This window comes from Haloprofundus halobius (genome assembly GCF_020097835.1).
Lineage (GTDB): Archaea > Halobacteriota > Halobacteria > Halobacteriales > Haloferacaceae > Haloprofundus > Haloprofundus halobius.
This window is the reverse complement of the sequence record NZ_CP083666.1, coordinates 1,208,967-1,234,368: the sequence shown is the minus strand read 5'-3', so window position 1 is coordinate 1,234,368 and position 25,402 is coordinate 1,208,967. Positions and strand designations below refer to the sequence as shown.

Here is a 25,402-nt window from a genome sequence, read left to right as displayed (position 1 = left end):
ATATAGATTCGATGAAGTCAAAACCATCGAGATATCCGAATGTCTATTCAGACATCTCTCTGGATATCTCGATCGGATTACCGTGACGACTACGCTCGTAATTCGCCCCACCGTGGCGCTTACCCGGCTTCAGCCCGAAGAACACTCGCAATGAAAAAGCAGGAACTCGTCCAGTTCCACTCCCTGCTCGTCCTCCTCGGCCAAGAGTACGTCCGACGTGGCGCAGCGACGCGAGCGGACTTCGAACCGTACCGCGAACTCGGCGTGACGCCGATGTCGCTGCAGGCGTCGCGCGCCGACCACGAGGAGGCGGTGACGACGCTAGCGCACATTCTCGCCTCGCTCTCGGTGTCGGACGCGACGAGAGAATCGACCGTCGCGTTCGACTGAGGTCGGATTTTTGCGGCGGCGAACGAGTAACCACTAAGACGCGTCCGCCTCAGCCACGACCATGCGACTGCAGGAGTACTGGGGAGTCGGACCGAAGACGAGCGACAGATTGCAAAAAGCGCTCGGCGTCGCCGCCGCCGTCGACGCCATCGAATCCGCCGACGTGCGGGCGTTGACCGAAGCAGGAATCCCCGCCGGACGCGCGACGCGCATCCTCCGGCGGGCCAACGGCGACGCCGGGATGGCGACGCTCGGGACGAGAGACGCCCGCTCCGTCTACGACGAGTTGCTCTCGCTGGCGGGCGAACACGCGGTGACGCGCCACGCAGGGGACCGAATCCGCGTGCTGACGCCGCTGCCGGAGCGCTCCGCCCGCGAGGCGCGACTCGACGAGATCGAGGCCGCCCGCGAGGCGTGGGCCGAGCTGGACGACGCCGCCCGAGACGACGTGCTCGCGGCGTTCGCCGCCTACGACGAGGCGGGCGGAACGGAACGCGCCGCCGTCGAAACCGCGCTTGCCTTGCGCGACATCGGCCTCGATGTGGGACCGTTCGCGCCGCTTGCCGACGCCGACGAGGACGCGCTCTCGGAGGCCGTGGGCGCGCTCGGCTACGTCGAGGGTGACGACGTGCTCGAAGGCGCGGACGAGAAACTCGACCGCCTCCGCGAGCGGCTGGAAGCCGCCGAGCGCCTCGAATCCGGCGCGTTCGACCTGCTCGAAACCGTGCGGGAGGCGGGCGCGCGTAACCTCGACGACTTCGAGCACGCGGTTGCGGACTACGTCGCCGCCGAGACCGAACTCTCGCGCGAGGACGTGCTCGGCGCGGCGGCGGACGACCCCGTCGACGCCGCGGATTTCGTCAGTACCACGCTCCGGACGCTCGCCGCGGACCTCCGCGAGCGGGTCGACGAGCGCGAGGCCAGCGTCGCCGCCGACCTCAGAGAGACCATCGAGGCCGCCCGCGACGACATCGACGCCGCCGTGAGCGCGGTCGAAGACAGCGCGTTCGCGCTCTCTTTGGCCCGCTTTGCCGACACACACGACCTCGTCCGACCGGAACTGGGCGGACGCGACGGCCAACCGTTCGGCGTCGCCGCCGTCGACGCGCGCCACCTCTTCTTGGACGACGACGTCCAACCCGTCACCTACGCCGTCGGCCACCACACGCTCTCGGCGGACCCGCAACCGCCCGCCGACGAGCGCGTGACCGTCCTGACGGGCGCGAACTCCGGCGGGAAGACGACGCTGTTGGAGACGCTGTGTCAGGTGGCACTGCTGGCCGCGATGGGCCTGCCCGTGCCGGCGACTCGCGCGCAGGTCGGCGACTTCGACACCGTCGTCTTCCACCGGCGGCACGCGAGTTTCAACGCCGGCGTCCTCGAATCGACGCTCAAATCCATCGTCCCGCCGCTGTCGGGCGAGGGGCGGACGCTGATGCTCGTCGACGAGTTCGAGGCCATCACCGAACCCGGGCGGGCGGCCGATTTGCTCGGTGGGCTCGTCGGCCTCACCGTCGACAGAAACGCCGTCGGCGTCTACGTCACGCACCTCGCCGACGACCTGAGTCCGCTACCGGTGGCGGCGCGCATCGACGGTATCTTCGCGGAAGGGTTGACGCCCGACCTGGAACTCCGCGTCGATTACCAACCGCGGTTCGGCACCGTCGGCAAGTCGACGCCGGAGTTCATCGTCTCCCGACTCGTCGCGAACGCGAAGGACAACGTCGAGCGACAGGGGTTTCAGACGCTCGCGGCGGCCGTCGGCGAGGAGGCGGTCCAGCAGACGCTGTCGGACGCGCGCTGGCGGGAGTGACGGTCGAACTCGAAAGAGGGTGCAATCGAACTCGAAAGAGGGCGCGATCCAACTCGAACTGATTACGAGAGGACACGAGACGAGGAACACAGTTATGGGTCGGATGGACCAATTCCGAGCATGACTGCGTATGAGCCAATAGAATCACCTGACGAAACGACAGTATTTCCCTATCACGATCTCACACCACCAACACTCGGAGACGTCTTCAGAGCGCGACGAGTCACCGACCGCCACCTCCCGAAGACTCCGCTCGTCCGAAGCCAGTACCTCTCCGGTGAACTGGACGCAGACGTGTATCTGAAGCGGGACGATACTCTCCCGACGGGCGCCTTCAAAGTTCGAGGGGGCCTCAATCTGTGCTCCCAACTCGACCCCGAGTTCCACGACCGTGGGCTGATAGCGGCGAGTACGGGGAACCACGGCCAGTCCGTCGCCTACGCCGGACGGACGTTCGATATCCCCGTCGTGATCGCCGTTCCCGGAGAGCCGAACGAGGACAAAGTCGAGGCGATCGAGCGATTCGGCGCTGAGGTTCACAGGGTGGGGCGCGACTACGACGACGCCCGAGAGTGGGCCGAAAAACAGGCCAGCGAGCACGGGTATCGGTACGTCCACTCGGCCAACGAACCACTTCTCATCGCCGGCGTCGGGACGGCGGGACTGGAGGTTCTCGACGACCGTCCGGACATCGACACCGTCTTCTGTCCCATCGGCGGGGGGAGTAGTGCGTCGGGGTACTGTCTGACCGTCGGTGACGTGGCGGACGCGGACGTCGTCGGTGTCCAGTCGTCTAACGCGGACGCGATGTACCGAGCGTGGAACGAGGGGCACCTCGATCCTCAGCCGAGCGCGGACACCCTCGCGGAGGGACTCCAGTCGCGCGTGCCGTTCGCGTTGACCTCCGAGATTCTCGGCGAGAAGCTAACGGACATGTTGACCGTCTCTGACGAAGCGATACGGAGGGCCGTCCGAACCATGGTCGAACGAGAGCATATCCTCCTCGAGGGTGCTGGGGCCGCAAGTGTCGCGGGAGCGTTGGAATCAGCCGACGAACTCGCCGGGAAGACGGTCGTCCTCCAACTGTCCGGCCGAAACATCTCCAGAGATAAGTTAGATTGGGCGCTCGGCGCCGACGTTGACGCTGGGGAACTCGACGATGAGTGACGAGTCCGTTCGGGACCGATTGCGTGAGCTTCGCCGGCAGTTCCACCGGTACCCGGAGCCCGCGTGGTGTGAGTACTACACGACGAGTCGCATCGTCGACGAGGTAGAACGAATCGGCGTCGACCGACTCCATATCGGAGCGGAGGCGTACGCGAGCGAACATCGGATGGCCCTTCCGGACAGCGCGACGCTCCAGGAGTGGCACGACAGTGCCGCAGACGCCGGAGCACGGCCGGACGTCCTGGAATCGACAGATGGCGGACACACCGGGGCCATCGCGGTCCTCGAGAAGGGGACTGACGGCCCGACGGTCGCTCTCCGCGTCGATATCGACGCGCTCCCTCAACGGGAAGCGGACGATTCGGAACACGTACCCTCCGTCGAGGGGTTTCGGTCGACGAACGAAGGCGTGATGCACGCCTGTGGTCACGACGCGCATATTACGATCGGGCTCGGCGTGTTCGAAGCCGTGAAGCGGAGCGACGAGTTCGACGGGACGTTCAAGCTCGTCTTCCAGCCTGCCGAGGAGCGCGCCGGCGGTGGAAAACCGATGGCGCTCTCTCGGCACACCGACGACATCGACTACTTCCTCGGGCTCCACGTCGGTCTGGGTCACCCGACGGGAGACGTCGTCGGTGGAATCGTGAAACCGCTCGCCGTCGCGAACTTCGAGGCTCGATTCCACGGCGAGTCCGCCCACTCGGGGAAGAATCCGAATCGGGGGCGCAACGCCATGCAAGCGGCGTCGACAGCCGTCCAGAACCTGTACTCGATACCCCGTCACGCCGACGGGATGACCCGAATCAACGTCGGCCGTATCGACGGCGGAACTGCGCAGAACATCATCGCGGAGGAGGTGCGTATCGAAGGCGAAGTCCGGGGGGAAACGAACGAACTCCTCGGGTTCCTGCACGGGGAGACAGAACGGATCATCGACGCGGCCGCCGAAATGCACTCCTGCGTCGGCGAGTTCGAGGTCACGGGCGAAGCGCCGCGAGCCGACAGCGACCTCGAGTTCAGCAGGACTATCGCCGACGTCGCACGGAAACATGGTTCTGTCACGAACGTCACGGAGACGAGTGAGTTCGGAGCGAGCGAGGACGCCACATACCTCATGAAGGCAGTCGAGGAACAGGGTGGGACGGTCTCGTACGCAATCGTCGGTACCGACCACCCTGCACCACATCACTCGAGCAGGTTCGACGTCGACGAACGAAGTTTGGCCATCGGTGTGGAGGTCATCTCCGAGACGGTGACGACGCTCAGTTCCTGACGGTTCGGTAGCTGGTCGGACGCGCGTTGGCGCGGCGAGAACTGAGGAAACCGGGTTACCGCCTCGCTTCGAGACCGACGAACGCGCTGAGGTCGGCGGTGAGCCAGACGGTTACCCGTTCTTCGGCGGGCGTATCCCGGGGATAGATGGTACACCGATCGGGAGCGTTCTCGTACCGAACCGTGACGCTGTGGAGCCGAACGCGCGGCCGTCCAGCCGGGAGTCGTGTGCGGGAGAAACGTCGGACAGGTCGTCGCTCGTGTGCAGGCTCATGAAAAGGTGCCCCGTAACCGGGTGAGAGGATGTCCCACAGTCGGGTACATAATCGCTGCTAAGAGCGCTCTATAGTGAGCAATACCGGTGGTGAGCAACTCCGAGCGTTTCTCACGGCCCAGAAATCGGACGCGTTCGCGTTCTGTAGCACGCAGTAACACCATCTCACGCGCCCGTTATCTCGGCTGCCAGCGTATCGTCCGTATGAGTTCGACCACATCCACACGAGAACAGCTCGTCGACCGACTCACCGCCGACGCCTCGGCGTGGCTCGGCGTTGGCGTCTCCCCGCACCGCTTCGACGGGAACGAGTTCACGCTCGGCACCCGTGAAATCGGGCACGTTCACCGATTCGGCATCCTCGACATCAACTACCCGAAACGGCTCCGTGACACGCTAGTCGACGAGGGCAGGACGAGCGAACATCACGTCGTCCCCGATTCGGGATGGACGACGTTCCGGATTCGGACCGACGCCGACCTTGACGCCGCTCGGTGGCTCCTTCGCCTCTCGTATCTCTACCACGTGGCGACGCTCCGGCGACGTCCTGAGTTCGCCGAGTCGCTCGGCGAGATAGATATTGACGGGGAACTCGATTCGATGACACCGAGTGCTCGCGTGAGAGCGATTTTCGACGCTGTGCTGAACTGAGGCGGAGACGCCGCCACCCGACTCTCACACCGAATTCCCGAAGACGACGACGGCTTTGAACCTGACGACGGAAACCGAGACCGTCCACTCTTATAGCCGGACCGGCTGAAACAGATGTGTTCGAGGCGCGTTCGGACCTGCTCGCTGACACCCCCTCGTTCAAGGGGTACGGCGCTGCGGTCACCGCCGGTCCCCAGGGGTCGCTCACGTACGTCACCTCTAGTAGCGGTGCGAACAAACTCCTCCAGTGGGACGAGAGCGAGGGAGACGGTGGCGCGCTCGTCGATATCGCCACCGGCATCATCGCCGACAAGCGGCGGCGCGGCATCGCCGTCGCGGCCGCCGACCTCGACGGCGACGGCCGCGAGGAGGTGTACGTCCAGAACGCCGGCGGCTACGGTCGGACCGACGGGGCCCTCGACCGCCTCTTCGACTGCGACGGCACGGAGTGGACGGACGCCTTCTCGCTCGACGTCAACACGGGTCGGAGTAACCGACGCAACGGCTGGTCGGTCGCGGCCGTCGACCGCCACGGTACCGGGCGCTACGGGATGCTCGTCGCGGGCAACGGGTCGTCGATGCGGTGTTACGAACTCGGCGACGACCGGGAGGTGACCGACATGGCCGAGTCGGTCGGGTTGGACGTCGCCGCCGACGTTCGAGCGCTCGCGAGCGGCCCGCTCGTCACCGATCGGATGGACGTGTTCGCGGCGACCGAACGCGGCCCGAACCGGCTGCTGCGAAACGATGGCGGCCAGTTCACGGACGTGGCTACCCGAAGCGGCGTCGCCGACGCCTCCTGCGACGCTCGCTGTCTCTCGTTCGTCGGTGCGGGGACGGAGCCGACCGGCGAGTTCGTCTGCGGCAACTGGGAGGGGCCGACCCGGCTGTTCGCGCGCTCCGGCGACCGCTTCCGCGACGTCGCCCCGCCAGAATTCACCCAGCCGACCCGTACTCGTTCAGTTGTCGCCGCCGATTTCGACAACGACGGGTCGCTCGAACTGTTCGTCAACGCCCTCGGTGCGCCGAACCGCCTGTTCACCCGAAGCGACGGCGCGTGGCGACGGGTCAGCGCGGGCGAAGCGCTCGAACCGAGAGGGCTGGGCACCAGCGTGACGGTCGCGGATTTCGACGGTGACGGCACCCTCGAACTGCTGGTCGTCCACGGTGAGGCCGGGTCGCAGCCGCTGTCGCTGTTCGCCGCGCCGAACGACGACGACTGGCTCAGAGCCAAACCGCTTACTGAGGCGGGCGCACCCGCCCGCGGCGCGACGGTCACGTTGGAGACGACCGACGGTACACAGTCGCGACTCATCGACGCGGGATGCGGTGGCCACAGCCAAGCGGAACCGGTCGCGCACTTCGGCCTCGGAGACGCGGCGCCGACGCGCCTGATCACGCGGTGGCCCGACGGCCGCGTCCGCGTCGTCGACGACGTGACGCCGCGGACCGAGCGGACGGTCGCCCACCCCTCGGGCGGGTGAGCCGCCAAATCACGAACACGCGTCGGCGGAAGAGGCTTCTACGACAGCGGTAAAGTGTCCCGGTGACCTACAGCGACGACATGGTCGAACCCACTTCGCCGCTCGGCGACGACGTAGACGAGGAGACCGCCCCCGAGTGTGCGAACTGCGGCGAAACGATTCTCCAGTCGTCGACGCACCGCGTCGTCGCGTGGGTCGAAGAGAGCGAGGTCCAGCATCGCCACTTCTGTGGCGACGACTGCCGCGAAGCGTACGACGTCGACTGACCGGGCGTTACGACGACTAACCGCTCAGCGACTCGACCAGAACCGCTCCAGTCCGAAGCCGAGCATGTCCGGGCTTACCGGCTGGAACTCCTCGCGCTCGTAGTCGGGGAAGTACTCCCGCACGCCGTTCCACGACTCGCGAGCGTAGCGCGCGTCGACGAAGACGCGCACCCCCACCTCGTCGTCGCCGCGGATGACGCGGCCGATTGCCTGCCGCGCTTTTCTGACCGCCGGCACCGTCAGTGCCGTCTCGAAGCCCGACCCGTCGAAGGCGCGGTCGTACGCCGTCTTCACCGCCTTCGTCCGAGGGCTCGACGTGTTGACGAGCGGGACGCCGCAGACGACCGCCGCCGAGAGGCGGTCGCCTCGGTAGTCGACGCCCTCGGTCAACGTCCCTCGCAGACTCGTGACGAGCACCTTCCCCTCGCCGCCGAAGAACTCGGCTTTCAGCGACTCGGTCGTCCCGTCGTCGCTCGACTCGTCGAGGAGAACGGGCTTGTCAACGCGGCGTTCGAGCACCCCGGCCATCCACTCGGCCTCGCCGTAACTCGGCATCCCGACGAGGACGTTGCCGGGCGACCGTGCGACCTCCGAGACGGCGTCCGCGTACGCCTGCCGCGTGGGGTTCTCTTCGTCCGGTGCGCCGCGGTTCGCGTAGGTGAACTTCGGTGCGTCGACGGCGAAACTCGCACGGTTCGCCTCGGGGAACGTCAGCCCGTACGTTCGCTCCTCGACCGGCCGACCCGAGTCGGCGAGCGCGTCGAGTCCCGAGACGGTCCGGAAGATATCCATCGGTGCGAGCGTCGCGCTCATCAGCACGCCGCCGCCGAACTCGGCGAGGCGGTCGCCGATGGCGTCGGAGGGAACGCAGTTGTAGAGCGCGAGGCGCGCGTTGTACGCCCGTCGCCACGAGTCCGGTGGCTCCATCTCGTCCCACGTCCGCTCCAGTTCGAGTTCGCGGAAGTAGCGCTCGTGGTCGCAGCGGTACCACTCGCCGAGCACGCGGCCGACGCCCGGCGCGGCCCGCTGTTTGTCGTCCTCCTCCGCCGAGTTCAGGATACGACCGACGACCGCTCCCACCGTCTGAGCGCGCACCCACGTCCCGCCGTCGTATCCGGCCTCCTCGGCCCACTCGGTTATCTCGTCGACCCCGGGTTCCTCGGGGTCCCGGAGCGGGATTTCGGCGTCGTCCAGTCTCGTGAGGTCCGCTCTCCAATCCGGTACCTCGCCGTCAAGGTGGGCGGTTACCCGGCGGTCGAGTTCCTCGCGGAGGTCGCGGAGGAAGTTGCGCGTCTCCTTCAGTTCGCGGAGCGTCACGTCGCTCTTCTTCAGTTCGCCGCGGACGAGGTCGGCGTCGGCGGTCGACCCGCGCATCTCCTGTCCGGCCTCGTCGAACTCGACGGGTTGGATGACGCGCGTCACCTCGTTCTCGGCGTCGCGGAGGCTCCGGTCGCCGACGCCGGAACTCACCAGGTCGCGGACGCGGGGTTCGAGCATGTGCGCCTCGTCGCAGACGAGAAACGTCGTCTCGTCGACCAACGGGCCCGTGAAGGTCGCTACCGTCGTCGGGTCGAACGCGTGGTAGTAGTTACCGAGAACGACCTCCACGTGGGGAAGTACCGCACCCATCGTCGAGTGAGGGCAGGTGCCAAAGCCCGCCGAGAGCGAGACGAGGTCCGAGGGTTCCAGCAGTCCGGCGTCCTCGAAGTCGAACGGTACTGCCTCGACTGGGTCGCCGTCCTCGGGCAGGTCGTCGAGGAACTGCGCGTAGAAGGGGCAGAACTCGGTGTCGCCGTGCTCGGGCATCTCAGGGAGGTACGGCGTCGGTTCGCCCGCCGCCTGGAGGTAGGAGGGACCGCCCGCGCCGGTGTCGGCGAGGCCGGTCTGGGCGCGTCGCGCCTCGCCTGTCAGCGCCGACGCGGTGGTCGGCCCGCTCTCGCTCGCGAGGTTTCTCGTCCGTTCGCGCAAGCCCTCGCAGCGCTCGTAGACGTTCGAATCGTCGACGCCGGCGACGCGCTCGCGGCTGTAGGGGCAGACGTCGGACTTGCCGACGAGCGTCAGCCCCGAGACGGGCCGCCACTCGTCGGGGAGGTTCGCGTTGATGGTCCGGAGGTCGTCTTCGAATTGTCGGAGTTGCTGTTTGACGCTGGTGAGGACGACGACGCGTTCGTACGGCGAGTCCGGGTCCCGGACTCGGTCGATACCGGCGGTCAGCGCGAGCATCGTCTTGCCAGTTCCGCAGGCACCTTCGACGACGGTGAACCCGCCGTCGACGGCCGTCTCGACGGCCGTCTCGATACCGTCGGCCTGCTCGGGATACGGCTCGTCGTGTCCGAACACCTCGCGCCAGGTCACGCCCGACTCTCGCCGGGGCGCACGCTTATCGGTGTCGGAGGGCGGCTGCGAGTTCGGTGACGACACGATGCTCGTGAGTGGTCCCGTCTTCGTACAAAAAGCCGAGGGGGAGTCCGTGGACGCGGCCGTACCGATGCCACGTCACCCGGCGACGAGACACTCGTCGTCGCCGGTCTTCTCGGCGGTTTCTATGGCTCTCGTCGCTTCGACGACCGGGACCGAATCGGGCGTGTATCGGTCGTCACCGGCCCCCGACGCTCGGAGCAGTTCGACCATCTCCTCGGAGCGAATCGACTCCTCGCACGACGTCGACGCGACGAGTGCCGCGGTACCGGCGACGTAGGGCGCTGCGGCGGAGGTACCTTCGAGCGACCCAAACTCGGTTCGCACGCTGGCGGGGCCCCAGACGTCGACGAACGTGTCGCTCCGAGAGCTATACTGCGCCGCTCGACCGCTGTCGGCGTCGACGGCGCCCACGGCGACGACTCCGTCACCCGTCGCCGGGGCCACGACGCTCCCGTTGGAGACGGTGTGTTCCAGCGACTGCCGGCTCGACAGCAGTCTGAGCCGACTCTCGTTCGAGCCGTTGTGAGCGTCGACGGCGACGTAGTACCGTCCGTGCGGCACCGATACGTCGATCGCTTCCCACGACTCTCCGGAGGCGTTGGCGTCGTCGGGAGCGCTATCGTTCGAGGCGTTCTGCCGGCGGACGGACTTCGCGACGACTGGGTCCGGTCCGCCCCCGCGGTCGCGGTACAGATAGAGGTCGTAGTCGGCGGACGTGTTCCACGAGAGGCGCAGCGAGACCGTCCCCCGGGTGACGTTGCCGCCGGCCAGTCGGTTTCCTTGCGTCTCGTTCGAGAAGTTCACCCAGCCCTCGGACGGACCCTCACCGACCCACTGGCTGTTCGCATAGTTGCCCGCCGAGGTGACGAAGAGGGTTCCGTTCGACGCCGCGCGCTCGGCGACGGCGGTTATCCGGCCGTTCGTCGTCGGGTCCGAGGAGAAGTAGCTCCCGGCGTCGACGACGATGGACACGTCGTTCGCCATCATCCACTCGACGGCTCGCTCGTACTCCTCGGGGGTCGGATTGTCGCCGACAGCGGCGAGATACAGCTCGGTGTCGGGAGCCGTCTCGGCGACGACGGCGGCGACGGCGGTGTCGTGTCGTCCGTCGCTTCGCCGCGGACCGACGGCGACTCCGCCGTCGGTGCTCCGCTCGACGGCGCGCCGGTGACCGGCGACGTGGCTCCGAATCGACGCCGCCTCCGAGTCGAACGACGTCCCGACGACGCCGACTGCGACGCCGTCGCCGGTGATTCCTCGGTCGTGAACACGCTCGGTGGAGACGATATGCCCGCCGGTTCGGCTCACCTGTCCGTATGGGGCAGTCGTCACCGAATCGGACTCCGGCAGTAACGGCACCGTCGCGACGACCGACCCGGCCAGCGGCGCACTCGACGCCGAAACGAGGACGCAGACGACGAGGAAACACGCCAAGAGTCGACGGCTCATCGTTCGGGGTCCCTACGGCGACCCCGCCCCGGCCTCGTCACCGCGAGTCCTGCGGTCGTTCACCGTTCTACGACCTCCCAGGCGAGAATCGCGACGAGGACGAGCACGCCGCCCGCGACGAACGCTAGCCCCGGCGAGAGCGTGCCGAGGGTCCCTCCGACGCCGTTCGCGACGCTGTCGCCGACGCGTGGGGCCGTCTCGGGGCCACCGAGGTCGGTGACGACCGCGGCGCCGAACAGCCACTGGACGAGGGCCGCGCCGACCGCCAGCAGCGCGGTGACACCGACGAACCGTCGCAGCGAGTCGAGAACGGACGCGCGGTCGTCCGTCTGTCCGGCGCAGACGACGAGCGGACCGTCCGCCGGGCCGTACACGTTCATCTCGCGGCCTTTCACCGAGTACTCGGTGCCGACGATTTCGACCAACCCGGCGTCCTGCAGGTTGCCGAGGTGGTGGCGGACGTTCTGCAGCGAGGTGTCGACGGAGTCAGACAGTTCCGAGGCTGTCCCGTCGCGCTCGTACAGTTCCGTGAGAATCGAGCGGGCGGTCTCCGAGGAGAGCGAGGAGATGAGTTGCTCCGCGTCGTCGTCGTCGAGCCAGAGGACGCGGGGCGGCCGCGCTTCCCGCTCTGTGTTCCTGTCGGACGGGAGCAGTCCTGACATGGATTCTCATTCCATGGACGGGTTAGTAAACCCTTCGACAGATTCGATTACGTGTTCGAGTCACTCGACCCGACAGTTTGTACGGCGACGAGGAGCGCGGTGTCAGTCGGCGGCCACGTCGACGCTGCGTCGGCCGTCCGGCAGTCGTCCGGCCGAGTAGAGTGCGAGCAGGACGGCGAGTTCGACGACGAGAACCGCGACGAACAGTCGGAACACGGCGTCGAACGGAACGTCCGCGCCCGTGAGCGCGCCGACGGTTCCGCTCCCTCCCGACTCGATGAGGAGAGCGACGCCGCTGTAGACGGCGTAGGCACTCCCGCGACTCGCTGCCGGGAGCGCGCCGAGTATGTACGTGTCGAGTGCGGGAAACAGACTGTGGACGACGTACCCTAGCGTCGCCGTCACGATCAACACCGGGAGGAACCCCGACACCGCCGTCAGCACGAGTAGGCACGCCCCGAACGCGCCGACGATGCCGAGGATGTAGGGAAGGTGCGGGAGGCGGTCGGCGAGGCGGCCGCTGAACCAGAACGCGGGGACGCCCGCGGCGAAGACGACGGTCAGCATCGTGCTGGCCTGCGTCGGCGTGAACCCCTTCGTCGCGGTGAGGTACGGGACGTAGAAGTTGAACAGCCCCTGCCAGACGAACCCGACGACGCCGACCATCGCGACGCCGGTGAGGATGACGCGCCAGTACGACAGCGCCTCCCGAAAGTTTCGGTCGTCGCCGGCCGACGAGGGGGCGGTTCTGCGCGACCGTCCGGTCGTGACGAGGACGAGCGTCAACAGGAGTGTACACGCGGCGAGCAGCCAGAACACGTGACGCCACTCGCCGAGGAAGAGCACTCCGACGACGACAGAGGGGGCGGCGACGGCGGCGACCTGACTCGCCGTGCCGTGGATACCGACCGCACGTCCGACGGTTTTCGGATACAGTTCGCCGACGAGCGGAACTGCGGCGACGAAGTACGCGCCGGAGGCGATTCCGATGACGAACGCCCCGGCCTGCAGCGCGAGCACAGACGTCGCTGTCGCGGAGAACGCCGCGGCGGCAGTCAATAGCACGCCTGCCATCAAGACGACGCGGTGGCGTGAAACGCGCGTAAGGAGGTAGCCGACGGGAATCCGGGGGACGGCCGTACCGAACCAGACGAGCGACGTGACGAGTCCGATGGCCGCCGGACCGACACCGAACGCCGCCTGCAGCGGTTCGACCAGCGGAGCGAACGCCGTCCGCCCGAAGTTCACGAGGAAGACGAACCCGCAGAGCGTTCCGAAGAGGCGACGTGTCACTGCCGCACGTTCGTCTGCCGCCGGGTCAAGCGTTGCGAAAGCGGACACGGCGACGGGGTCCAAGGTTCACCGGAGGGTCGTCGACCCCATCGTTTTTCGCCCGCGCCGTCGAATGTCGGGACATGATAACGTCCCGTCGGATGGCCGCCGTCGACGAGAACGCCGAGGCGCTGGGCGTCCCTCGGAAGCAACTGATGGAGTCGAGCGGGAACGCCGTCGCTCGCGAAGTGCGCGACGCCGTCGACGACGGCGCGTCGGTGGCTATCGTCGCCGGACGCGGAAACAACGGCGGCGACGCGTTCGTCGCCGCGCGGTTTCTGAAGGCGTACGACGTGACGGTCCACCTGCTCGGCCGCCCGGAGACGGTTTCGACCGACATCGCCCGTGAGAACTGGGCGGCGCTACAGAGCGCGGAGTACGACACGAAGGTCGTCCGTGACTCGAAGACGTTGGCACTCGACGACCCGGACCTCGTCGTCGACGCGATGCTCGGAACCGGCGTCACGGGCGAACTCCGCGAACCCGAGGCGTCGGCGGCGAGAGCCATAAACGACAGCGACGCGACGGTGCTCGCCGTCGACGTCCCCTCCGGCGTCGACGCCGACACCAGCGAGGCCGAGGGCGTCGCCGTCGACGCCGACCGCGTCGTAACGTTTCACGACGACAAGCCCGGCCTCTCCGACCTCGACGCGACGGTCACCGTCGCCGACATCGGGATTCCTGCGGCCGCTGAGCGGTTCGTCGGTCCCGGTGACCTGAACGTCGTCGTTCGCGACCCTGAGAGTCACAAAGGCGACAACGGCGACGTGCTCGTTATCGGCGGCGGACCGTTCTCCGGCGCGCCCGCGCTGTCGGCGCAGGCGGTGCTCCGGGCGGGCGCGGACCTCGTGAACGTCGCGTGTCCCGAGAGCGTCGCCGACGCGGTTCGCGGCTACAGCGAGAACTTCATCGTCCACGGGCTTGACGGCGACCACCTCCGACCGGAGCACGTCGACGAACTGCTCGGTCGCGCCGAGAGCAAAGACGCCGTCGTCCTCGGACCGGGCCTCGGGGACGCGGACGAGACGCTCGATGCAGTCCGGCGGTTCTTCTCCGAGTTCGCCGGCACCGCCGTCGTCGACGCCGACGCGCTGCAGGTCGTCCCCGAGGTCGATACCGGCGCGACGCTGGTCTGCACGCCGCACCAAGGCGAACTGCAGAAGATGGGCGGCGAGACGGCCGACGACTGGGAGGAGCGCGCCGAGTTGGTCGAGGAGTTCGCGGCCGAACTCGGACAGACGCTCCTCGTGAAAGGCGCGTACGACGTGATATCCGACGGCGAGCAGACACGAGCGAGTCGAACCGGGAACGCCGGGATGACCGTCGGCGGCACCGGCGACGTACTCGCCGGCGTCACGAGTGCGCTCGCGGCGACGCAGGACCCCTTCGACGCCGCCTGCGTCGCCGCGTGGGCGAACGGCCGCGCCGGCGACCTCGCTGCCGAAGAGCGTGGCTACGGACTCGTCGCGACGGACCTCGCCGACTGGCTACCGAAAGCGATGAACCGCGGCAGCGAGGTTGAAGGGATATGACCGAAAAAGGACGGCCAGCCGGACCCGCCGACCACACCGGCCCCGTGGATGCGACCGACTCTGCCGACGGCACCGATCCCGCCGACCACACCGACCCTAGTGACGGCGAAGACGACGAGACTGAAGTCGAAGCCGACGTCGAAAGCGACACCGAACGCAGTCGCTCGGAACTGACTCACACCGACGAGACAGGCAACGTCCAGATGGTCAACGTCGGCGCGAAACCGGACACCGCTCGCCGCGCCGAGGCCCGAGGAGAGATTCGACTGAGCGAGTCGACCATCGACGCGATTCGCGGCGACGAAATCGAGAAGGGAGACGTGCTGGCGACGGCCCGCGTCGGCGCGGTGCAGGCGGTCAAACACACGTGGGAGACGATTCCGATGTGCCACCAGATTCCTATCACGAACGTCGACACCGAGTTCGACGTGCGCGACGACGGGGTAGTACTTACTGTCGCCGTCGAGACGACCGGGAAAACCGGCTGCGAAATGGAAGCGCTCGAAGGCGTCACAACCGGGCTAAACGTCGTCTGGGACATGGTCAAAGCCGCCGAGAAGGACGACGACGGCCAGTACCCCGAGACGTCGATTCGAGGCGTGCAAGTCGTCTCGAAGGAGAAGCGGACGCTGGAGTAGCGAGGGCGAACAGACAGCGTACCATTCTCCAGACCGCTCCGCGACCGGGTCGCCGTACTCCCGCCTCGCCCGAATCGCGGCGCTACTCAGCGCACGCGGCGGGATGGTTCCGTCTTCGGTGATAAACGCTCGGGACGGGAACGAACGGGAAATAACTCGACGCGACTACGCCGGATGCTCGTGTTCGCACTCGTGGCGTTCTTTCGTGATGTCGTACTCGTTCGCTTGCTCCCTGATTCCGTCGGCGTCGACGCGGACGTGTTCGCCGTTCTCGTACAGCACCTCGCCGTCGACCATCGTGAACTGCACATCGTCGCCGTGCGCCGAGAAGACGAGATGCGAGAGCACGTCGTGCAGCGGCGTCGCGCGCGTGATGTCGGTCGTGAGACCGACGATGTCGGCTTTCCAGCCTTCTTTCAGTTTCCCGACCGTCTCGAACCCGGCGGCCTTCGCGCCGTTGCGCGTCGCCATCTCGAAGATGATTTTGGCAGGAGTGGTCGTCGGGTCGAGCGTCTGCACCTTCTGGAGGAGACTCGCCTGCCGCATCTCCGTGAACGCGTCGAGTGTGTTGTTGCACGGCGGGCCGTCGTTGCCGAGTGCGACGTTGATTCCGCGGTCGAGGTAGTCGACGATGGGTGCGATACCCGAGGCGAGTTTCATGTTCGAAGAGGGGCAGTAGGTGACGTGCGTGCCCGTTTCGGCGAGGATTTCGCGCTCGGACTCGTCGGTGTGGACGCAATGTGCGAGGATGACGTCGTCTCCCGTGAGGCCGACTTCGTCCAACCACTCGATGTTTCGCATCCCCGTCTCTCGCTCGACGGCGGCTATCTCGTCGCGGTTCTCGCTGGCGTGGGTGTGGATGCGGACGCCGTCGTAGCGGTCGGCGAGTTCGCGCGACCCGCGCAGACACTCCTCGGTGCAACTGACCGCGAAGCGCGGTGTCACGGCGTAGCGGATGCGGTCGTCGAACGAGCCGTGGTATCTCCGAATGAGTTCCTCCGTCTCGTCGAGCGCGGCCTGCGTGTCCTCGGCGAGTCCCGGCGGCGACTCCTTGTCCATGAGCACTTTCCCGATTCGGCCGCGGATACCCACCTCGCCGGCGGCCTCGAACGCCGCCTCGGCGTGGCGGACCGAGAGGTGGTCGATGGCCGTCGTCGTCCCCGACTCGACGAGTTCGAGGTAGCCGAGGTCGGCGGCGATGCGCATCCCGTCGGCGTCGAGGTTCGCCTCCATCGGGAGGACGTAGTCGAACAGCCAGTCGAGAAGCGAGGTGTCGTCGGCGATGCCGCGGCCGAGCGACTGCACCGAGTGGATGTGACCGCCGACGAGTCCCGGCAGCAGCACGTCGTGCGATTTACGCTCGTGGTCCGGGTAGCGGTCGGAGAGGTTCGCCCGCTCGCCGACGGCCACGATGCGGTCGTCGTCGACGACGACCGCCCCGTCTTCGATGACGGTCTCGGCGTCGGCGACGACGGTTCCAGAGAGTAGCATTGTCCCCGACAATCGAGGGGAAGCCGCGACAATAAAGCTCCGTTTCGTCGCTGCAGTAGACAGGTTGGAAACGTGAGCGACTGAGTGCCGACTCAGGCCGACGTAGGCCGAATCAGGCCGACTCGACGGCGGTCAGGTCGGCGGCTTTCGCCCGTGCCTGTTCGACGATTGCGGGACGCGCCTCGAACTCGACGAGAACGTGGTCGTCGTCGTACTCCTCGGTCTCGACGTGACCGTGGTCGTGAATCCACGAGACGACGCTCATCGTCTCGTCGACGAGCGGCATCATCAGCCGCTCGCGCTCCCACGGCGGAAGTTCTGCCTCAACGCGCGTTTTGAGCTCCTCGACGTTCTCGCCGGTCTTGCCCGACACCGCCACGGGGTTCGGTGCCAGCGCGGTCAGCGCCGCTTTCTTCTCTTCGAGTTCGTCGTCGTCGATGCGGTCTATCTTGTTCAGCACCGTGACGATGGGCGCTTCGTTGCGCTCGTACAGCGTGTCGTGACTCGTGACGAGTTTCTCGCGCATCTCCTCGACGGACTCGGAGGCGTCGACGACCAACAGCACGAGGTCGGCGCGGTACACCGAGTCGAGCGTCGACTTGAACGACTCGACCAACCAGTGCGGCAGGTTCGAGACGAAGCCGACGGTGTCCGTCAGGAGGACGTTTCGCTTGCCTGTTTCGGCGCGGCGTGTCGTCGTCCCGAGCGTCGTGAACAGGCGGTCCTCGGACTCGGCGGTCGCGTCCAAATCCGGATGGAGGTCCTCGTTCTCGTCGACGTCGAGTTCGGCGGCCAGTCGTCGCAGAAGCGTCGACTTTCCGGCGTTGGTGTAGCCCGCGAGCGCGACGAGGTCGAAGCCGGACTCGCGGCGCTGCTCGCGCCGGGTCTCCTCCTTGTCGGCGATGGCGTCCAGTTCGCCCTTGATGTTCGCGATCTGCGCTTTGATGTCCTGTTCGCGGCTCTCGTCGTACTCACCGAGACCCATGAACCCCGGACGTTCGTCGCGTTTGGCGAGACTCGCCTTCGCCTCCGCGCGCGGGAGTTCGTACCGCAACTCCGCGAGTTCGACTTGGAGTTGGGCTTTGCGCGTCTGCGCGCGCTGGCCGAAGATGTCGAGGATGAGCGTGAATCGGTCGACAACTTCGACGCCCTCCGGGAGTTTCTGCCCGATGTTGTACGTCTGATACGGTCCCAGCCTGTTGTCGATGATGACCGTATCCGCGTCGCTGCGGCGGACCAACGCGGCGAGTTCGTCGACTTTCCCCTCGCCGAACTCGTAAGCGGGGTCCTCCTCGCGGCTCTGTGTCAGTTCACCGACCACGCTGTACCCGGCCGCGCGCGCCAGTTCCGATATCTCTCCGAGGTCCGCGCTCCCGGAGTCGACGCGCTTTGCGACCACGGCGGTCCCGGCTTCAGGGATGGGTGCTCTCCACCTCGGTTCGCATGTGCGGGTGTATGTCGTGCGTCCCTTTGAACCTTCCTGGGTTCTGGGCCCCCCTTCTGTCGCACTCGGAGAGTGTCTCTCGTCTCGCCGAGTAGACACGTATCCACAAAGGTAATAAGTTAGTTGTGAGGACGGTCTGGTATGTTGGAGATAGATGTACAACAACTCGCGATGGATGCCGGAACCGGGACCGTCATCGGTGCCATCGTCGGCTTCGCGGCGAAGAAAGTCGCGAAGGTCATCGCAGTCCTCGTCGGCCTCGAGCTCGCCCTGTTCAAGTTCCTCGAATCGCGCGGGATCCTCTCCGTCGACTGGGATAAACTGACCGCTGGCTTCCTGAAGACCGGTGAGGTCGCCACGACGGGGACACCGCCGGACTGGATGATGACGATTCTGTCGACGCTCTCCATCTCCGCCGGGTTCACCGGCGGCTTTCTCGTCGGCTTCAAGAAAGGGTAACCGCTCGTTCTCGCACTCGGCGTCCGTCCGTTTCCGAAACGCCGGACAGAGCCACTCGGAGCCGCCGCTCTCGGGCGGGACTATCGCGTCTTCAGGTCGTCTTTGTCCTTGATCATCCGCGTCTCCGCCTCGCCGCTGGTGTGCTCGTTGACGAGGTCGTAGAAGTCGTTCTGCATCCCGGCGGGGAACGTCATCACGCCGACCCACGACCCGTCGTTCTGCCACTCCTCGCGCTCCAAGTCGCCGAACTGTCGGACGCGGGCCTGTGCACTTCCCGCGTACTGCGCCGGGAGGTTGACCGCGATGGTGACCTCGGCGAACCGAATCGGGATCACGGGTCGGAGCGCGTCGAGCGCGTCGTCGACCTGCGTTTCGACGGGTTCCATCGGGTCGACGCGGAACCCGGCCTCCTCCAGTGCGCGCTCGATGCGTTCGGGCGGGTGCGGCGCGTCGTCCATCTGCGGGTTGACCGCGTTTCGCGCGATGCGGTTGATGAGCTGCCGCCGTTTCTGCTCCTGCATCTCGCGGCGCTGTTCGGCCGTGATCTGAATCTCGCCGCGTTCGACGACCTCCGGGATTATCTCCATCGGATCAGTCGTCCCGAAGACGGTCTCCAGGTCCTGTTCCGCCGGTCTGTCGCCGCGGGACGCATCCTCGAAGACGTCTTCGGCGGCGATGACCTCCGCTAACTCCCCGTCGAACTCGCCGCGCTTCATCGCGAGGGCGGCGTCCGGGTCGATGAGCACCTCGAAGCGCGCACCGTGGGATTCGAGTCGGGCCGTCACGGCTTCGTCGAGTGAAATCATACCACGGGATACTGCCTCTGGGGTTAAAAGGACTGCTTGCTCTCGTCGGATTCGTTCGCCTGTCGTCGGGTTCGGCCGTCACCCGAGCATCAGACGAACGTTGTAGACGGTCGTGAACACGCCGACGAAGGTGAGCACCACCGGCGGCGCGTAGTACCAGAGTTTGTCGCCGTCGCGCGCGGCGTCGATACTGAGCGCGAGACACGCGAAGAACGCGAGCAGTTTCAGGCCGACGAGACCGCCCTGGCCGAACTGGGCGACGGTCCACCGGAGCACCGGGTTTCCCTCGACCACGGTCTGACTGTAGCCCATGAGCGCGATGGTGGTGACGGTGTCGCCGACGCCGTAACCGAGGGCGGCGAGAAACCAGAGATTCGAGAACTCCCGCTCGTCGAACGGCGTCCCCTCCAGCGAGAGTCTGTCACCGACGGCAGACAACGACCGAGTGGGGAACGAAGGCATCGTCCCAAGTGATGATGTGTCTTGGATATAATCGTTTCGCTAGAACAGACTATCTCTTGTGAAGTAGTAATCACGGCTCGAACCGGTTCGAGCCGACTCGGCCCGATTCGAGGAGCGGCAGGCGGCACGGGGCGACCCGCCCAGTTCAACCAAGTTTCGCCAGCAGGTTGAGGGCGGATATCGTCCGAAGCATCTCCGCCGACCGACCCCGACCGAACACCAGTTCGTCGGTGTCCATCACGTGCGCGAGCACGTCCCGAGAGGAGTGGTCCGGTGCGGCGGCGAGTCCAGCGTCGTTGTCGGCGGCCCACTGCATCACTCTGAGGTCGGACTTACTGTCGCCCATCACGACGACGAACGGGTCGTCGACGCCGAGCACGTCGAGCGCCGACTCGACGCCCGCGGCCTTGTCGAGTTCGAGCGACCCGACTTCCGCGGCGTCGGCGTGGTAGTAGGCCATGTCGATGCGGTCGAAGCGCTCGGAGACGGCCGACGGAACGTCTTCGAGCGCCAGTTCGGGAACCGCGTGCTCCGATTCGAGTACCTCGCGGATCTCGTTGTCCGCGTCGGCGTAGTACGCCCGCGCCCACGACGGGCCGAGTTCGGCCCGGCCGCCGGCCTCGCTCTCCGCGAGTTCGGCGATGTCCAGCGAGTTGACGACCGCCTCGCCGACCAGATCGAGCAGATAGACGAGCCCCTCGTCGATGACGGCCTCGGCCCGTTTGCTCCCCGTCTCGAAGTTCGGCTTGATCGTGACGTTGAACTCGTTGCCCTGGAGGTGGACCGACCGCCGGAGTTCCTCGGGCGCGTCGGGCAACACCCGCGAGCGAATCTCGCCGAACACCGACTGGATGTCCGAGTCGAGGTTCTCGTACAGCAGGCGCTTCGTGTCGGAGCCGTGACCGGGGGTGAACACGCCGGTGCCTGCCTCGTAGACGATGCTCACGTCGCCGGAGTGGACGAGTTCGTTACCGAGACCCTGAATCGCGAACCCCTTGACGTTCTCCAAGGTCTGGCCGGTGCAGATGACGATCGGCACACCGGATTCGTGGAACTCGGTGAGCATGTGCAGCGTGTCGCGCGGGATCTCGTTGTCCGTGCGCCCCGCCGAGCGGAGCGTCTCGTCGACGTCCAACACGAGCGCGTTCACCGCGCGGCCATATTTCGAATGCAGGTCCAACGCGGTGAACGCCTGCTCTCGGGTGGCGCGCGCGACGACTTCGGCGTACGTCGCGCCCATCGCGAACGCCGACCGTATCTCGTCTTTCCGCTCCTCCAGTTCGTCGTTCGCCTCCTGCCAGTGGTCGAGTGCGACGCGCGAGTCGACGGGCGGGAACACGTCGACGAAGTTCTGGTACTCCCGCAGCGTCTTCGTGTCGAACTCGTCGTACAGTCGATACAGCAGGTCGTACCGCTCCATAGTTCGAGAGGGTGGGCCGCCGTGATAAGCGCGGCGACGGCCGTCGAAACCGAGACGAACGCGGGGCGTTCGACCACGTCGACGCCGTTCCCCGGCTTCGGACCGCTCCCGGCGCTTCTCGCCGCGCTGACGGCGGGACTGTTGCTCGCGCGTCGCCGCTGATGTCACGCGATTCGCCTGCCGTTCCGCGTCGGGACACAACGCTGATACTCGCGGTGTGCTAATCGCTCGGTATGCAGAACTGGACCGACAGCATCGTCGGCGAGCGAATGGCCGTCGACAGGGAGTTCAACCAGCGAGTCCGCGACTCGGCGTTCACGAGCCAGGAGTGGGGGCTCATCATGACCGCCACCGAGTTCGAGATAGAGAACGCCGACGACGCCGAGAACGCCCGCATCGTCGCCGACACGGAGAAGGTACCGCAGATAATCCCCGAACTGGAGAACGTGCGCTCGCAGATGCAGTCGATGGGCGGTGCGCCAGAAGGGGGCACCCGCGGCGGCGGTGGCGGCCTCTTCGACTCGATAAAGGGCGCGCTCGGTCTCGGCGGCAGCGGCGGGGGTGTCGACCAAGAGCGACTCGAACGCGCCGAGCGGCTCACGCAGGAGTACGCCGACGAACTGCAGTCGCATCTCGAACGGAAAGGCAAGTGGCAGCAGGTCCGCCTCGCCTACCAGGAGTGAGTGGCGCGGAGGTGCGGTCGCCAAGAGGGTGAGACGGGCCGGGAGCGACGGCGGCCGTCAGATTTCGTCGCCGCCGTGGAACAGCGTTCGCTCGCTCGCTTCGTAGATGTTGATGAGTTCCGTGATCAACTCGTCGTACTCCTCGTCCTCCTCACGGAGGTTATCGAGTCGGCTGACGGTTTCGTCGTCGAGGTGTATCTCCGGCATAGTCGTCCATTCACGGGCCACGGCCTTAAGCATCGACCACCGTCGAGATTCGACCTGCGTCGGCCGGGCGATGGCCCGAGAACGAGCCCGGGAACTCAGGAGAACAGACGCTTGAGACGGGCGAACAGGCCTTTGTTCGGGTCGCCGCCGATCTGGTCGGTCTCGGCGGGTGTGCCGGTCTGCGCGGCGTCGGCCGGGCGGTCGGCGGTGGTCGCCTCGGTTCCCTCTCCGGCGCCGGCCGCCACACCTTCGCCGCCGCCGGTCGAAGCGTCGTCGGCGGCGCTGGCCTCCTCGACACCTGCCGCCGCTCGCGCCTCCTCGATGAGTCCCTCCGGGTCGTTGACGGCGTCCTTGATGGTTCCTTTCACCAGCGGTTTCTCCGAGAAGCGGTCGCGGTTGACCGAGGTGTCGGCGGCGATGATGACGGCGTCGGCGTCTCGAATCTCGTCGGCGGAGAGTTCGTTTTCCGCGCCCATCGCCCCTTGAATCTCGACTTTGATCTCGTGACCGAGACGCTCTGCGGTCTGTTCTAAGTTCTCTGCACCCATCTGACTGTGCGCGATTCCGGTCGGACAGGACGTGACTGCGACAAGTTTCATGGTTCTGTGTTCTCCGTAGTCTCAGTTATCAGCCGGCCCACTTCACGCTTCGTGCTAGCATGGAGCGTGCGCTCTGCGAGCGCCGACGCCGACTCGCGTTCCGTTTCCGCGACGTTCGCTTTCACGTCCGGAATCGTGACGGCGCTCAGACTCAGTTCGTCGAGGCCGAGGCCGACGAGCAGTCGGGTCAAGTCGGGGTCGCCCGCCATCTCGCCGCACATCCCGACCCACGCGTCAGTTCCGTCGGCCCCTTCGACCGTCCGCGCGATGGCGCGCAGCACGGCCGGATGTCGTGGGTCGTGCAGTTCCGAGATCCGTTCGTTCCCACGCGACGCGGCCATCACGTACTGGGTGAGGTCGTTCGTCCCGATGGAGAGAAACTCCGCGCGCGCGGCGAACTCGTCGGCCATGAACGCCGCCGACGGCGTCTCTATCATCAGGCCGAACTCCGGACTCTCGTAGTCGACGCCCTCGCCGTCGAGGTCGGCGGCGACCGAGTCGAGCGCCCCGCGCGCTGACTCGAACTCCTCGACGGTGGCGACCATCGGCACCATCACCGCCAGGTCGCCCGCGCCGTCGGCCGCCGCCCGGAGCAGCGCGCGGAGCTGCGTCTCGAAGAGGTCGGCGTCGACGCCGAGCGAGCGGCGAATTCCGCGCTCGCCGAGGAACGGATTCTCCTCCTCCGGCAGGTCGAGGTACGGGATGGGTTTGTCGCCGCCGACGTCGAGCGTCCGGACGACGACGCGTCCGTCCGGGAACGCGTCGAGCGCCTCGACGTACGCGTCGTACTGTTCCTCCTCGTCCGGCGGCGACTCGCGTTCGAGAAAGAGGAACTCGGTCCGGTAGAGGCCGACGCCGTCGGCGCCCTGCTCGACCGCGCCCTCCAACTCGGCGGGTTGGCCGACGTTCGCCGCGACTTCGATGGGTTTGCCGTCGCTCGTCGCCACCGGTTCGTGGCGAACATCGGCGCGGTCGGATTCTGCTGCGGCCGCGCGCGTCTCCTCGCTCGGGTCGAGAATCACGTCGCCGGTGTCGCCGTCGACGACGACCTCCGTTCCCTCCTCGACGGCGAACAGGTCGTCGCCGACGCCGACGACCGCCGGGAGCACGAGCGACCGCGCGAAGATGGCCGCGTGCGACGTTCGCCCGCCGGTCGCGGTGACGAACCCCGAGACCACCTCGGGGTCGAGTTGCGCCGTGTCGCTCGGCGTCAGCCGCTCGGCGAAGACGACGCTCCCCGAGGGGAGCGCCGAGAGGTCGGCCCGCTCGCCGCCGACCAGGAGACGGAGGAGTCGGTCGCGGATGTCGCGGAGGTCGTCGGCGCGCTCGGCCATCCGCCCCTCCATCGACTCGAACTGCGAAATTGGGCCCGAGAATCCCTCGCGGACGGCGTGCTCCGCGGGGAGACCGCCGTCGAGCTCGTCGCCGACGGCGGTCTCGATTTGGGGGTCGTCAAGGAACTGGAGGTGCGCGTCGAAGACGGCGGCCTCCTCGTCGCCGACCCGCTCGCGGGCGCGTTCGCGCTCGGTCTCCAGTTCGTCGCGGGCGGCGTCTCTCGCCGCTTCGAAGCGTTCGCGCTCGGCCGCCGGGTCGACGGCGTCCGGTTCCGGCGGGTCGTCGAGTTCGAGGGCCTCGCCGGGGCGGTACCAGACGACGCTGCCGACGCCCGACAAAGGCGTCGCGCCGACGCCCGAGAGTGTTCGTTCACTCACGGCAGTCACTCCTCGGAATCCTCCGATTCTGGGGTCGAGAGCACTTCTTCGAGTGCGTCGAGCGCCGCCTCGGCGTCGTCGCCCTCCGCGACCAGTCTGACCTCGTCGCCGTGGGCCGCGCCGAGACTCGTCACCGCGAGCATGCTTCCGGCGTTCACCGGGCCACTATCGTCTCCGACTTTCTCGACCGTTACCTCGGCGTCGTGCTCGTTGGCCGCCTGCACGAACTTCGAGGCCGGGCGTGCGTGCAGTCCCGCCTCGGGGACGATGGTGACGGTTCGCTCCATCAGGCCATCGCCTCCTTCATCACCGACTGGACGTCGGCGGGCGTCTCGGCGTCGTAGAGGGCCTCCCGCACCTCGTCGTGCATCAGCGAGCGCGAGAGACTGCTCAGGACGGCGAGATGCTCGTCGCTGCCGCTCTCGGGGACGAGAATCATGAAGACGAGATGCGCCGGTTCGTCGTCCATCGACTCGAAGTCGACGCCCGCCTCCGAGCGCGTGAACGCCACCGAGGGGCGACTGATGGCGTCGGTCTTGGCGTGCGGGATGCCGATTCCCTTGCCGACGCCGGTGGTCGTCTCCTCCTCGCGCTGGTAGAGTGCCGCGAGCGCACCGTCTCGGTCATCGACGCGTCCGGCGTCGGCGACGACGTCGAGGAGGTACTCGATGCACGCCTCCTTCTCGGTCGGCGGGTCGTTCAACGAGATCAGTTCGGTCGGCATCAGTCGGTCGATGTCGTTCGGGTCCATCGTACTGTGTACGGAGC

27 protein-coding genes are annotated in these 25,402 nt (G+C 66.9%); 12 read left to right on the top strand and 15 right to left on the bottom strand.

Going from position 1 to position 25,402, the window contains the following annotated elements:
- Positions 1-150 precede the first annotated feature (150 nt).
- From LAQ74_RS06440 to LAQ74_RS06425, 4 genes are all read left to right on the top strand, one after another.
- On the top strand, positions 151-390 hold the full coding sequence (locus LAQ74_RS06440) for a UPF0058 family protein (RefSeq protein ID WP_224336246.1): 240 nt from the start codon (positions 151-153) through the stop codon (positions 388-390).
- A 61-nt stretch (positions 391-451) separates the two neighbouring features.
- Positions 452-2,203, top strand: coding sequence for a DNA mismatch repair protein (locus tag LAQ74_RS06435; protein ID WP_224336244.1), 1,752 nt, complete (start codon positions 452-454; stop codon positions 2,201-2,203).
- Between the two features lie 120 nt (positions 2,204-2,323).
- A complete protein-coding gene (locus LAQ74_RS06430; protein WP_224336242.1) occupies positions 2,324-3,370 on the top strand; it encodes a threonine ammonia-lyase in 1,047 nt (348 codons plus the stop codon).
- On the top strand, positions 3,363-4,643 hold the full coding sequence (locus LAQ74_RS06425; RefSeq protein WP_224336240.1) for an amidohydrolase: 1,281 nt from the start codon (positions 3,363-3,365) through the stop codon (positions 4,641-4,643). Before LAQ74_RS06430 ends, LAQ74_RS06425 begins: the two co-directional genes overlap by 8 nt.
- 55 nt (positions 4,644-4,698) lie before the next feature.
- Here LAQ74_RS06425 and LAQ74_RS20585 read toward each other — a convergent pair whose 3' ends face one another.
- Positions 4,699-4,947, bottom strand: a complete 249-nt coding sequence (locus LAQ74_RS20585; protein ID WP_425498523.1) for a DUF7511 domain-containing protein — start codon at positions 4,945-4,947, stop codon at positions 4,699-4,701.
- Between the two features lie 173 nt (positions 4,948-5,120).
- Here LAQ74_RS20585 and LAQ74_RS06420 point away from each other — a divergent pair, with 173 nt between their 5' ends.
- From LAQ74_RS06420 to LAQ74_RS06410, 3 genes are all read left to right on the top strand, one after another.
- Positions 5,121-5,567 (top strand): luciferase domain-containing protein, encoded by a 447-nt coding sequence (locus LAQ74_RS06420; RefSeq protein ID WP_224336238.1) that lies wholly within the window; start codon positions 5,121-5,123, stop codon positions 5,565-5,567.
- 116 nt (positions 5,568-5,683) lie between these two features.
- Positions 5,684-7,051, top strand: coding sequence for a CRTAC1 family protein (locus tag LAQ74_RS06415; protein WP_224336236.1), 1,368 nt, complete (start codon positions 5,684-5,686; stop codon positions 7,049-7,051).
- Positions 7,052-7,113: 62 nt separating this feature from the next.
- The gene (locus LAQ74_RS06410) at positions 7,114-7,317 is read left to right on the top strand and encodes a DUF7576 family protein (RefSeq protein WP_425498515.1); all 204 of its coding nucleotides are present in this window, start codon (positions 7,114-7,116) and stop codon (positions 7,315-7,317) included.
- A gap of 24 nt (positions 7,318-7,341) precedes the next feature.
- Here the strand turns inward: LAQ74_RS06410 and LAQ74_RS06405 are convergent, their stop codons facing one another.
- From LAQ74_RS06405 to LAQ74_RS06390, 4 genes are all read right to left on the bottom strand, one after another.
- A complete protein-coding gene (locus tag LAQ74_RS06405; protein WP_224336234.1) occupies positions 7,342-9,672 on the bottom strand; it encodes an ATP-dependent DNA helicase in 2,331 nt (776 codons plus the stop codon).
- A gap of 141 nt (positions 9,673-9,813) precedes the next feature.
- A complete protein-coding gene (locus tag LAQ74_RS06400; RefSeq protein WP_224336232.1) occupies positions 9,814-11,187 on the bottom strand; it encodes a S8 family serine peptidase in 1,374 nt (457 codons plus the stop codon).
- Between the two features lie 59 nt (positions 11,188-11,246).
- The gene (locus LAQ74_RS06395) at positions 11,247-11,849 is read right to left on the bottom strand and encodes an ArsR/SmtB family transcription factor (RefSeq protein WP_224336230.1); all 603 of its coding nucleotides are present in this window, start codon (positions 11,847-11,849) and stop codon (positions 11,247-11,249) included.
- 102 nt (positions 11,850-11,951) lie between these two features.
- Positions 11,952-13,142: an MFS transporter gene (locus LAQ74_RS06390; protein ID WP_224336228.1), complete on the bottom strand. Its 1,191-nt coding sequence runs from the start codon at positions 13,140-13,142 to the stop codon at positions 11,952-11,954.
- 122 nt (positions 13,143-13,264) lie between these two features.
- Between LAQ74_RS06390 and LAQ74_RS06385 the strand changes: the two genes are divergently transcribed.
- A complete protein-coding gene (locus LAQ74_RS06385) occupies positions 13,265-14,713 on the top strand; it encodes an NAD(P)H-hydrate dehydratase (RefSeq protein ID WP_255647771.1) in 1,449 nt (482 codons plus the stop codon).
- Positions 14,710-15,351 (top strand): cyclic pyranopterin monophosphate synthase MoaC, encoded by a 642-nt coding sequence (gene moaC / locus LAQ74_RS06380; protein WP_425498514.1) that lies wholly within the window; start codon positions 14,710-14,712, stop codon positions 15,349-15,351. The genes LAQ74_RS06385 and moaC overlap by 4 nt, the downstream gene beginning before the upstream one ends.
- Positions 15,352-15,516: 165 nt before the next feature.
- Here the strand turns inward: moaC and LAQ74_RS06375 are convergent, their stop codons facing one another.
- The gene (locus LAQ74_RS06375) at positions 15,517-16,842 is read right to left on the bottom strand and encodes a 5'-deoxyadenosine deaminase (protein ID WP_224336226.1); all 1,326 of its coding nucleotides are present in this window, start codon (positions 16,840-16,842) and stop codon (positions 15,517-15,519) included.
- A gap of 112 nt (positions 16,843-16,954) precedes the next feature.
- A complete protein-coding gene (hflX, locus tag LAQ74_RS06370) occupies positions 16,955-18,241 on the bottom strand; it encodes a GTPase HflX (RefSeq protein ID WP_425498513.1) in 1,287 nt (428 codons plus the stop codon).
- Between the two features lie 186 nt (positions 18,242-18,427).
- Between hflX and LAQ74_RS06365 the strand changes: the two genes are divergently transcribed.
- On the top strand, positions 18,428-18,745 hold the full coding sequence (locus LAQ74_RS06365; RefSeq protein ID WP_224336224.1) for an FUN14 domain-containing protein: 318 nt from the start codon (positions 18,428-18,430) through the stop codon (positions 18,743-18,745).
- An 80-nt stretch (positions 18,746-18,825) separates the two neighbouring features.
- Here LAQ74_RS06365 and LAQ74_RS06360 read toward each other — a convergent pair whose 3' ends face one another.
- The 3 genes from LAQ74_RS06360 to LAQ74_RS06350 form a co-directional block, all read right to left on the bottom strand.
- The gene (locus LAQ74_RS06360; protein ID WP_224336222.1) at positions 18,826-19,551 is read right to left on the bottom strand and encodes a ribosome assembly factor SBDS; all 726 of its coding nucleotides are present in this window, start codon (positions 19,549-19,551) and stop codon (positions 18,826-18,828) included.
- Between the two features lie 78 nt (positions 19,552-19,629).
- The gene (locus LAQ74_RS06355) at positions 19,630-20,013 is read right to left on the bottom strand and encodes a DUF5658 family protein (protein ID WP_224336221.1); all 384 of its coding nucleotides are present in this window, start codon (positions 20,011-20,013) and stop codon (positions 19,630-19,632) included.
- 145 nt (positions 20,014-20,158) lie between these two features.
- On the bottom strand, positions 20,159-21,433 hold the full coding sequence (locus LAQ74_RS06350; protein ID WP_224336219.1) for an HAD family hydrolase: 1,275 nt from the start codon (positions 21,431-21,433) through the stop codon (positions 20,159-20,161).
- A 21-nt stretch (positions 21,434-21,454) separates the two neighbouring features.
- Here LAQ74_RS06350 and LAQ74_RS06345 point away from each other — a divergent pair, with 21 nt between their 5' ends.
- Both LAQ74_RS06345 and LAQ74_RS06340 read left to right on the top strand, forming a co-directional pair.
- On the top strand, positions 21,455-21,595 hold the full coding sequence (locus tag LAQ74_RS06345; protein ID WP_224336218.1) for a PGF-CTERM sorting domain-containing protein: 141 nt from the start codon (positions 21,455-21,457) through the stop codon (positions 21,593-21,595).
- A 71-nt stretch (positions 21,596-21,666) separates the two neighbouring features.
- Positions 21,667-22,116, top strand: a complete 450-nt coding sequence (locus LAQ74_RS06340; RefSeq protein WP_224336216.1) for a DUF5799 family protein — start codon at positions 21,667-21,669, stop codon at positions 22,114-22,116.
- 57 nt (positions 22,117-22,173) lie between these two features.
- On the opposite strand, the gene LAQ74_RS06335 is transcribed toward LAQ74_RS06340, so the two are convergent.
- The 5 genes from LAQ74_RS06335 to LAQ74_RS06315 form a co-directional block, all read right to left on the bottom strand.
- On the bottom strand, positions 22,174-22,323 hold the full coding sequence (locus tag LAQ74_RS06335; RefSeq protein WP_224336214.1) for a DUF7557 family protein: 150 nt from the start codon (positions 22,321-22,323) through the stop codon (positions 22,174-22,176).
- Positions 22,324-22,418: 95 nt separating this feature from the next.
- Positions 22,419-22,922, bottom strand: a complete 504-nt coding sequence (locus tag LAQ74_RS06330) for a PTS fructose transporter subunit IIB (protein WP_224336212.1) — start codon at positions 22,920-22,922, stop codon at positions 22,419-22,421.
- A complete protein-coding gene (gene ptsP, locus LAQ74_RS06325) occupies positions 22,919-24,634 on the bottom strand; it encodes a phosphoenolpyruvate--protein phosphotransferase (protein WP_224336210.1) in 1,716 nt (571 codons plus the stop codon). Before ptsP ends, LAQ74_RS06330 begins: the two co-directional genes overlap by 4 nt.
- Before the next feature lie 5 nt (positions 24,635-24,639).
- Positions 24,640-24,921 carry a phosphocarrier protein HPr gene (ptsH1, locus tag LAQ74_RS06320; protein ID WP_224336208.1) on the bottom strand — a complete coding sequence of 94 codons (282 nt, stop codon included), beginning with the start codon at positions 24,919-24,921 and terminating at the stop codon, positions 24,640-24,642.
- A complete protein-coding gene (locus tag LAQ74_RS06315) occupies positions 24,921-25,385 on the bottom strand; it encodes a PTS sugar transporter subunit IIA (RefSeq protein WP_224336207.1) in 465 nt (154 codons plus the stop codon). Before LAQ74_RS06315 ends, ptsH1 begins: the two co-directional genes overlap by 1 nt.
- Positions 25,386-25,402 lie beyond the last annotated feature (17 nt).

Bases quoted from the DNA above. Each gene is read 5' to 3' on its own strand.
- LAQ74_RS06430 (WP_224336242.1), top strand. From the start codon at position 2,324: ATGACTGCGTATGAGCCAATAGAATCACCTGACGAAACGACAGTATTT.
- LAQ74_RS06440 (WP_224336246.1), top strand. From the start codon at position 151: ATGAAAAAGCAGGAACTCGTCCAGTTCCACTCCCTGCTCGTCCTCCTC.
- LAQ74_RS06435 (WP_224336244.1), top strand. From the start codon at position 452: ATGCGACTGCAGGAGTACTGGGGAGTCGGACCGAAGACGAGCGACAGA.
- LAQ74_RS06395 (WP_224336230.1), bottom strand. From the start codon at position 11,849: ATGTCAGGACTGCTCCCGTCCGACAGGAACACAGAGCGGGAAGCGCGG.
- LAQ74_RS06330 (WP_224336212.1), bottom strand. From the start codon at position 22,922: ATGAAACTTGTCGCAGTCACGTCCTGTCCGACCGGAATCGCGCACAGT.
- LAQ74_RS06340 (WP_224336216.1), top strand. From the start codon at position 21,667: ATGCAGAACTGGACCGACAGCATCGTCGGCGAGCGAATGGCCGTCGAC.
- LAQ74_RS06365 (WP_224336224.1), top strand. From the start codon at position 18,428: ATGTTGGAGATAGATGTACAACAACTCGCGATGGATGCCGGAACCGGG.
- LAQ74_RS06350 (WP_224336219.1), bottom strand. From the start codon at position 21,433: ATGGAGCGGTACGACCTGCTGTATCGACTGTACGACGAGTTCGACACG.
- ptsH1 (WP_224336208.1), bottom strand. From the start codon at position 24,921: ATGGAGCGAACCGTCACCATCGTCCCCGAGGCGGGACTGCACGCACGC.
- LAQ74_RS06420 (WP_224336238.1), top strand. From the start codon at position 5,121: ATGAGTTCGACCACATCCACACGAGAACAGCTCGTCGACCGACTCACC.
- LAQ74_RS06400 (WP_224336232.1), bottom strand. From the start codon at position 11,187: ATGAGCCGTCGACTCTTGGCGTGTTTCCTCGTCGTCTGCGTCCTCGTT.
- LAQ74_RS06335 (WP_224336214.1), bottom strand. From the start codon at position 22,323: ATGCCGGAGATACACCTCGACGACGAAACCGTCAGCCGACTCGATAAC.
- LAQ74_RS06315 (WP_224336207.1), bottom strand. From the start codon at position 25,385: ATGGACCCGAACGACATCGACCGACTGATGCCGACCGAACTGATCTCG.
- LAQ74_RS06355 (WP_224336221.1), bottom strand. From the start codon at position 20,013: ATGCCTTCGTTCCCCACTCGGTCGTTGTCTGCCGTCGGTGACAGACTC.
- LAQ74_RS06375 (WP_224336226.1), bottom strand. From the start codon at position 16,842: ATGCTACTCTCTGGAACCGTCGTCGCCGACGCCGAGACCGTCATCGAA.
- LAQ74_RS06385 (WP_255647771.1), top strand. From the start codon at position 13,265: ATGATAACGTCCCGTCGGATGGCCGCCGTCGACGAGAACGCCGAGGCG.
- moaC (WP_425498514.1), top strand. From the start codon at position 14,710: ATGACCGAAAAAGGACGGCCAGCCGGACCCGCCGACCACACCGGCCCC.
- LAQ74_RS06360 (WP_224336222.1), bottom strand. From the start codon at position 19,551: ATGATTTCACTCGACGAAGCCGTGACGGCCCGACTCGAATCCCACGGT.
- LAQ74_RS06425 (WP_224336240.1), top strand. From the start codon at position 3,363: ATGAGTGACGAGTCCGTTCGGGACCGATTGCGTGAGCTTCGCCGGCAG.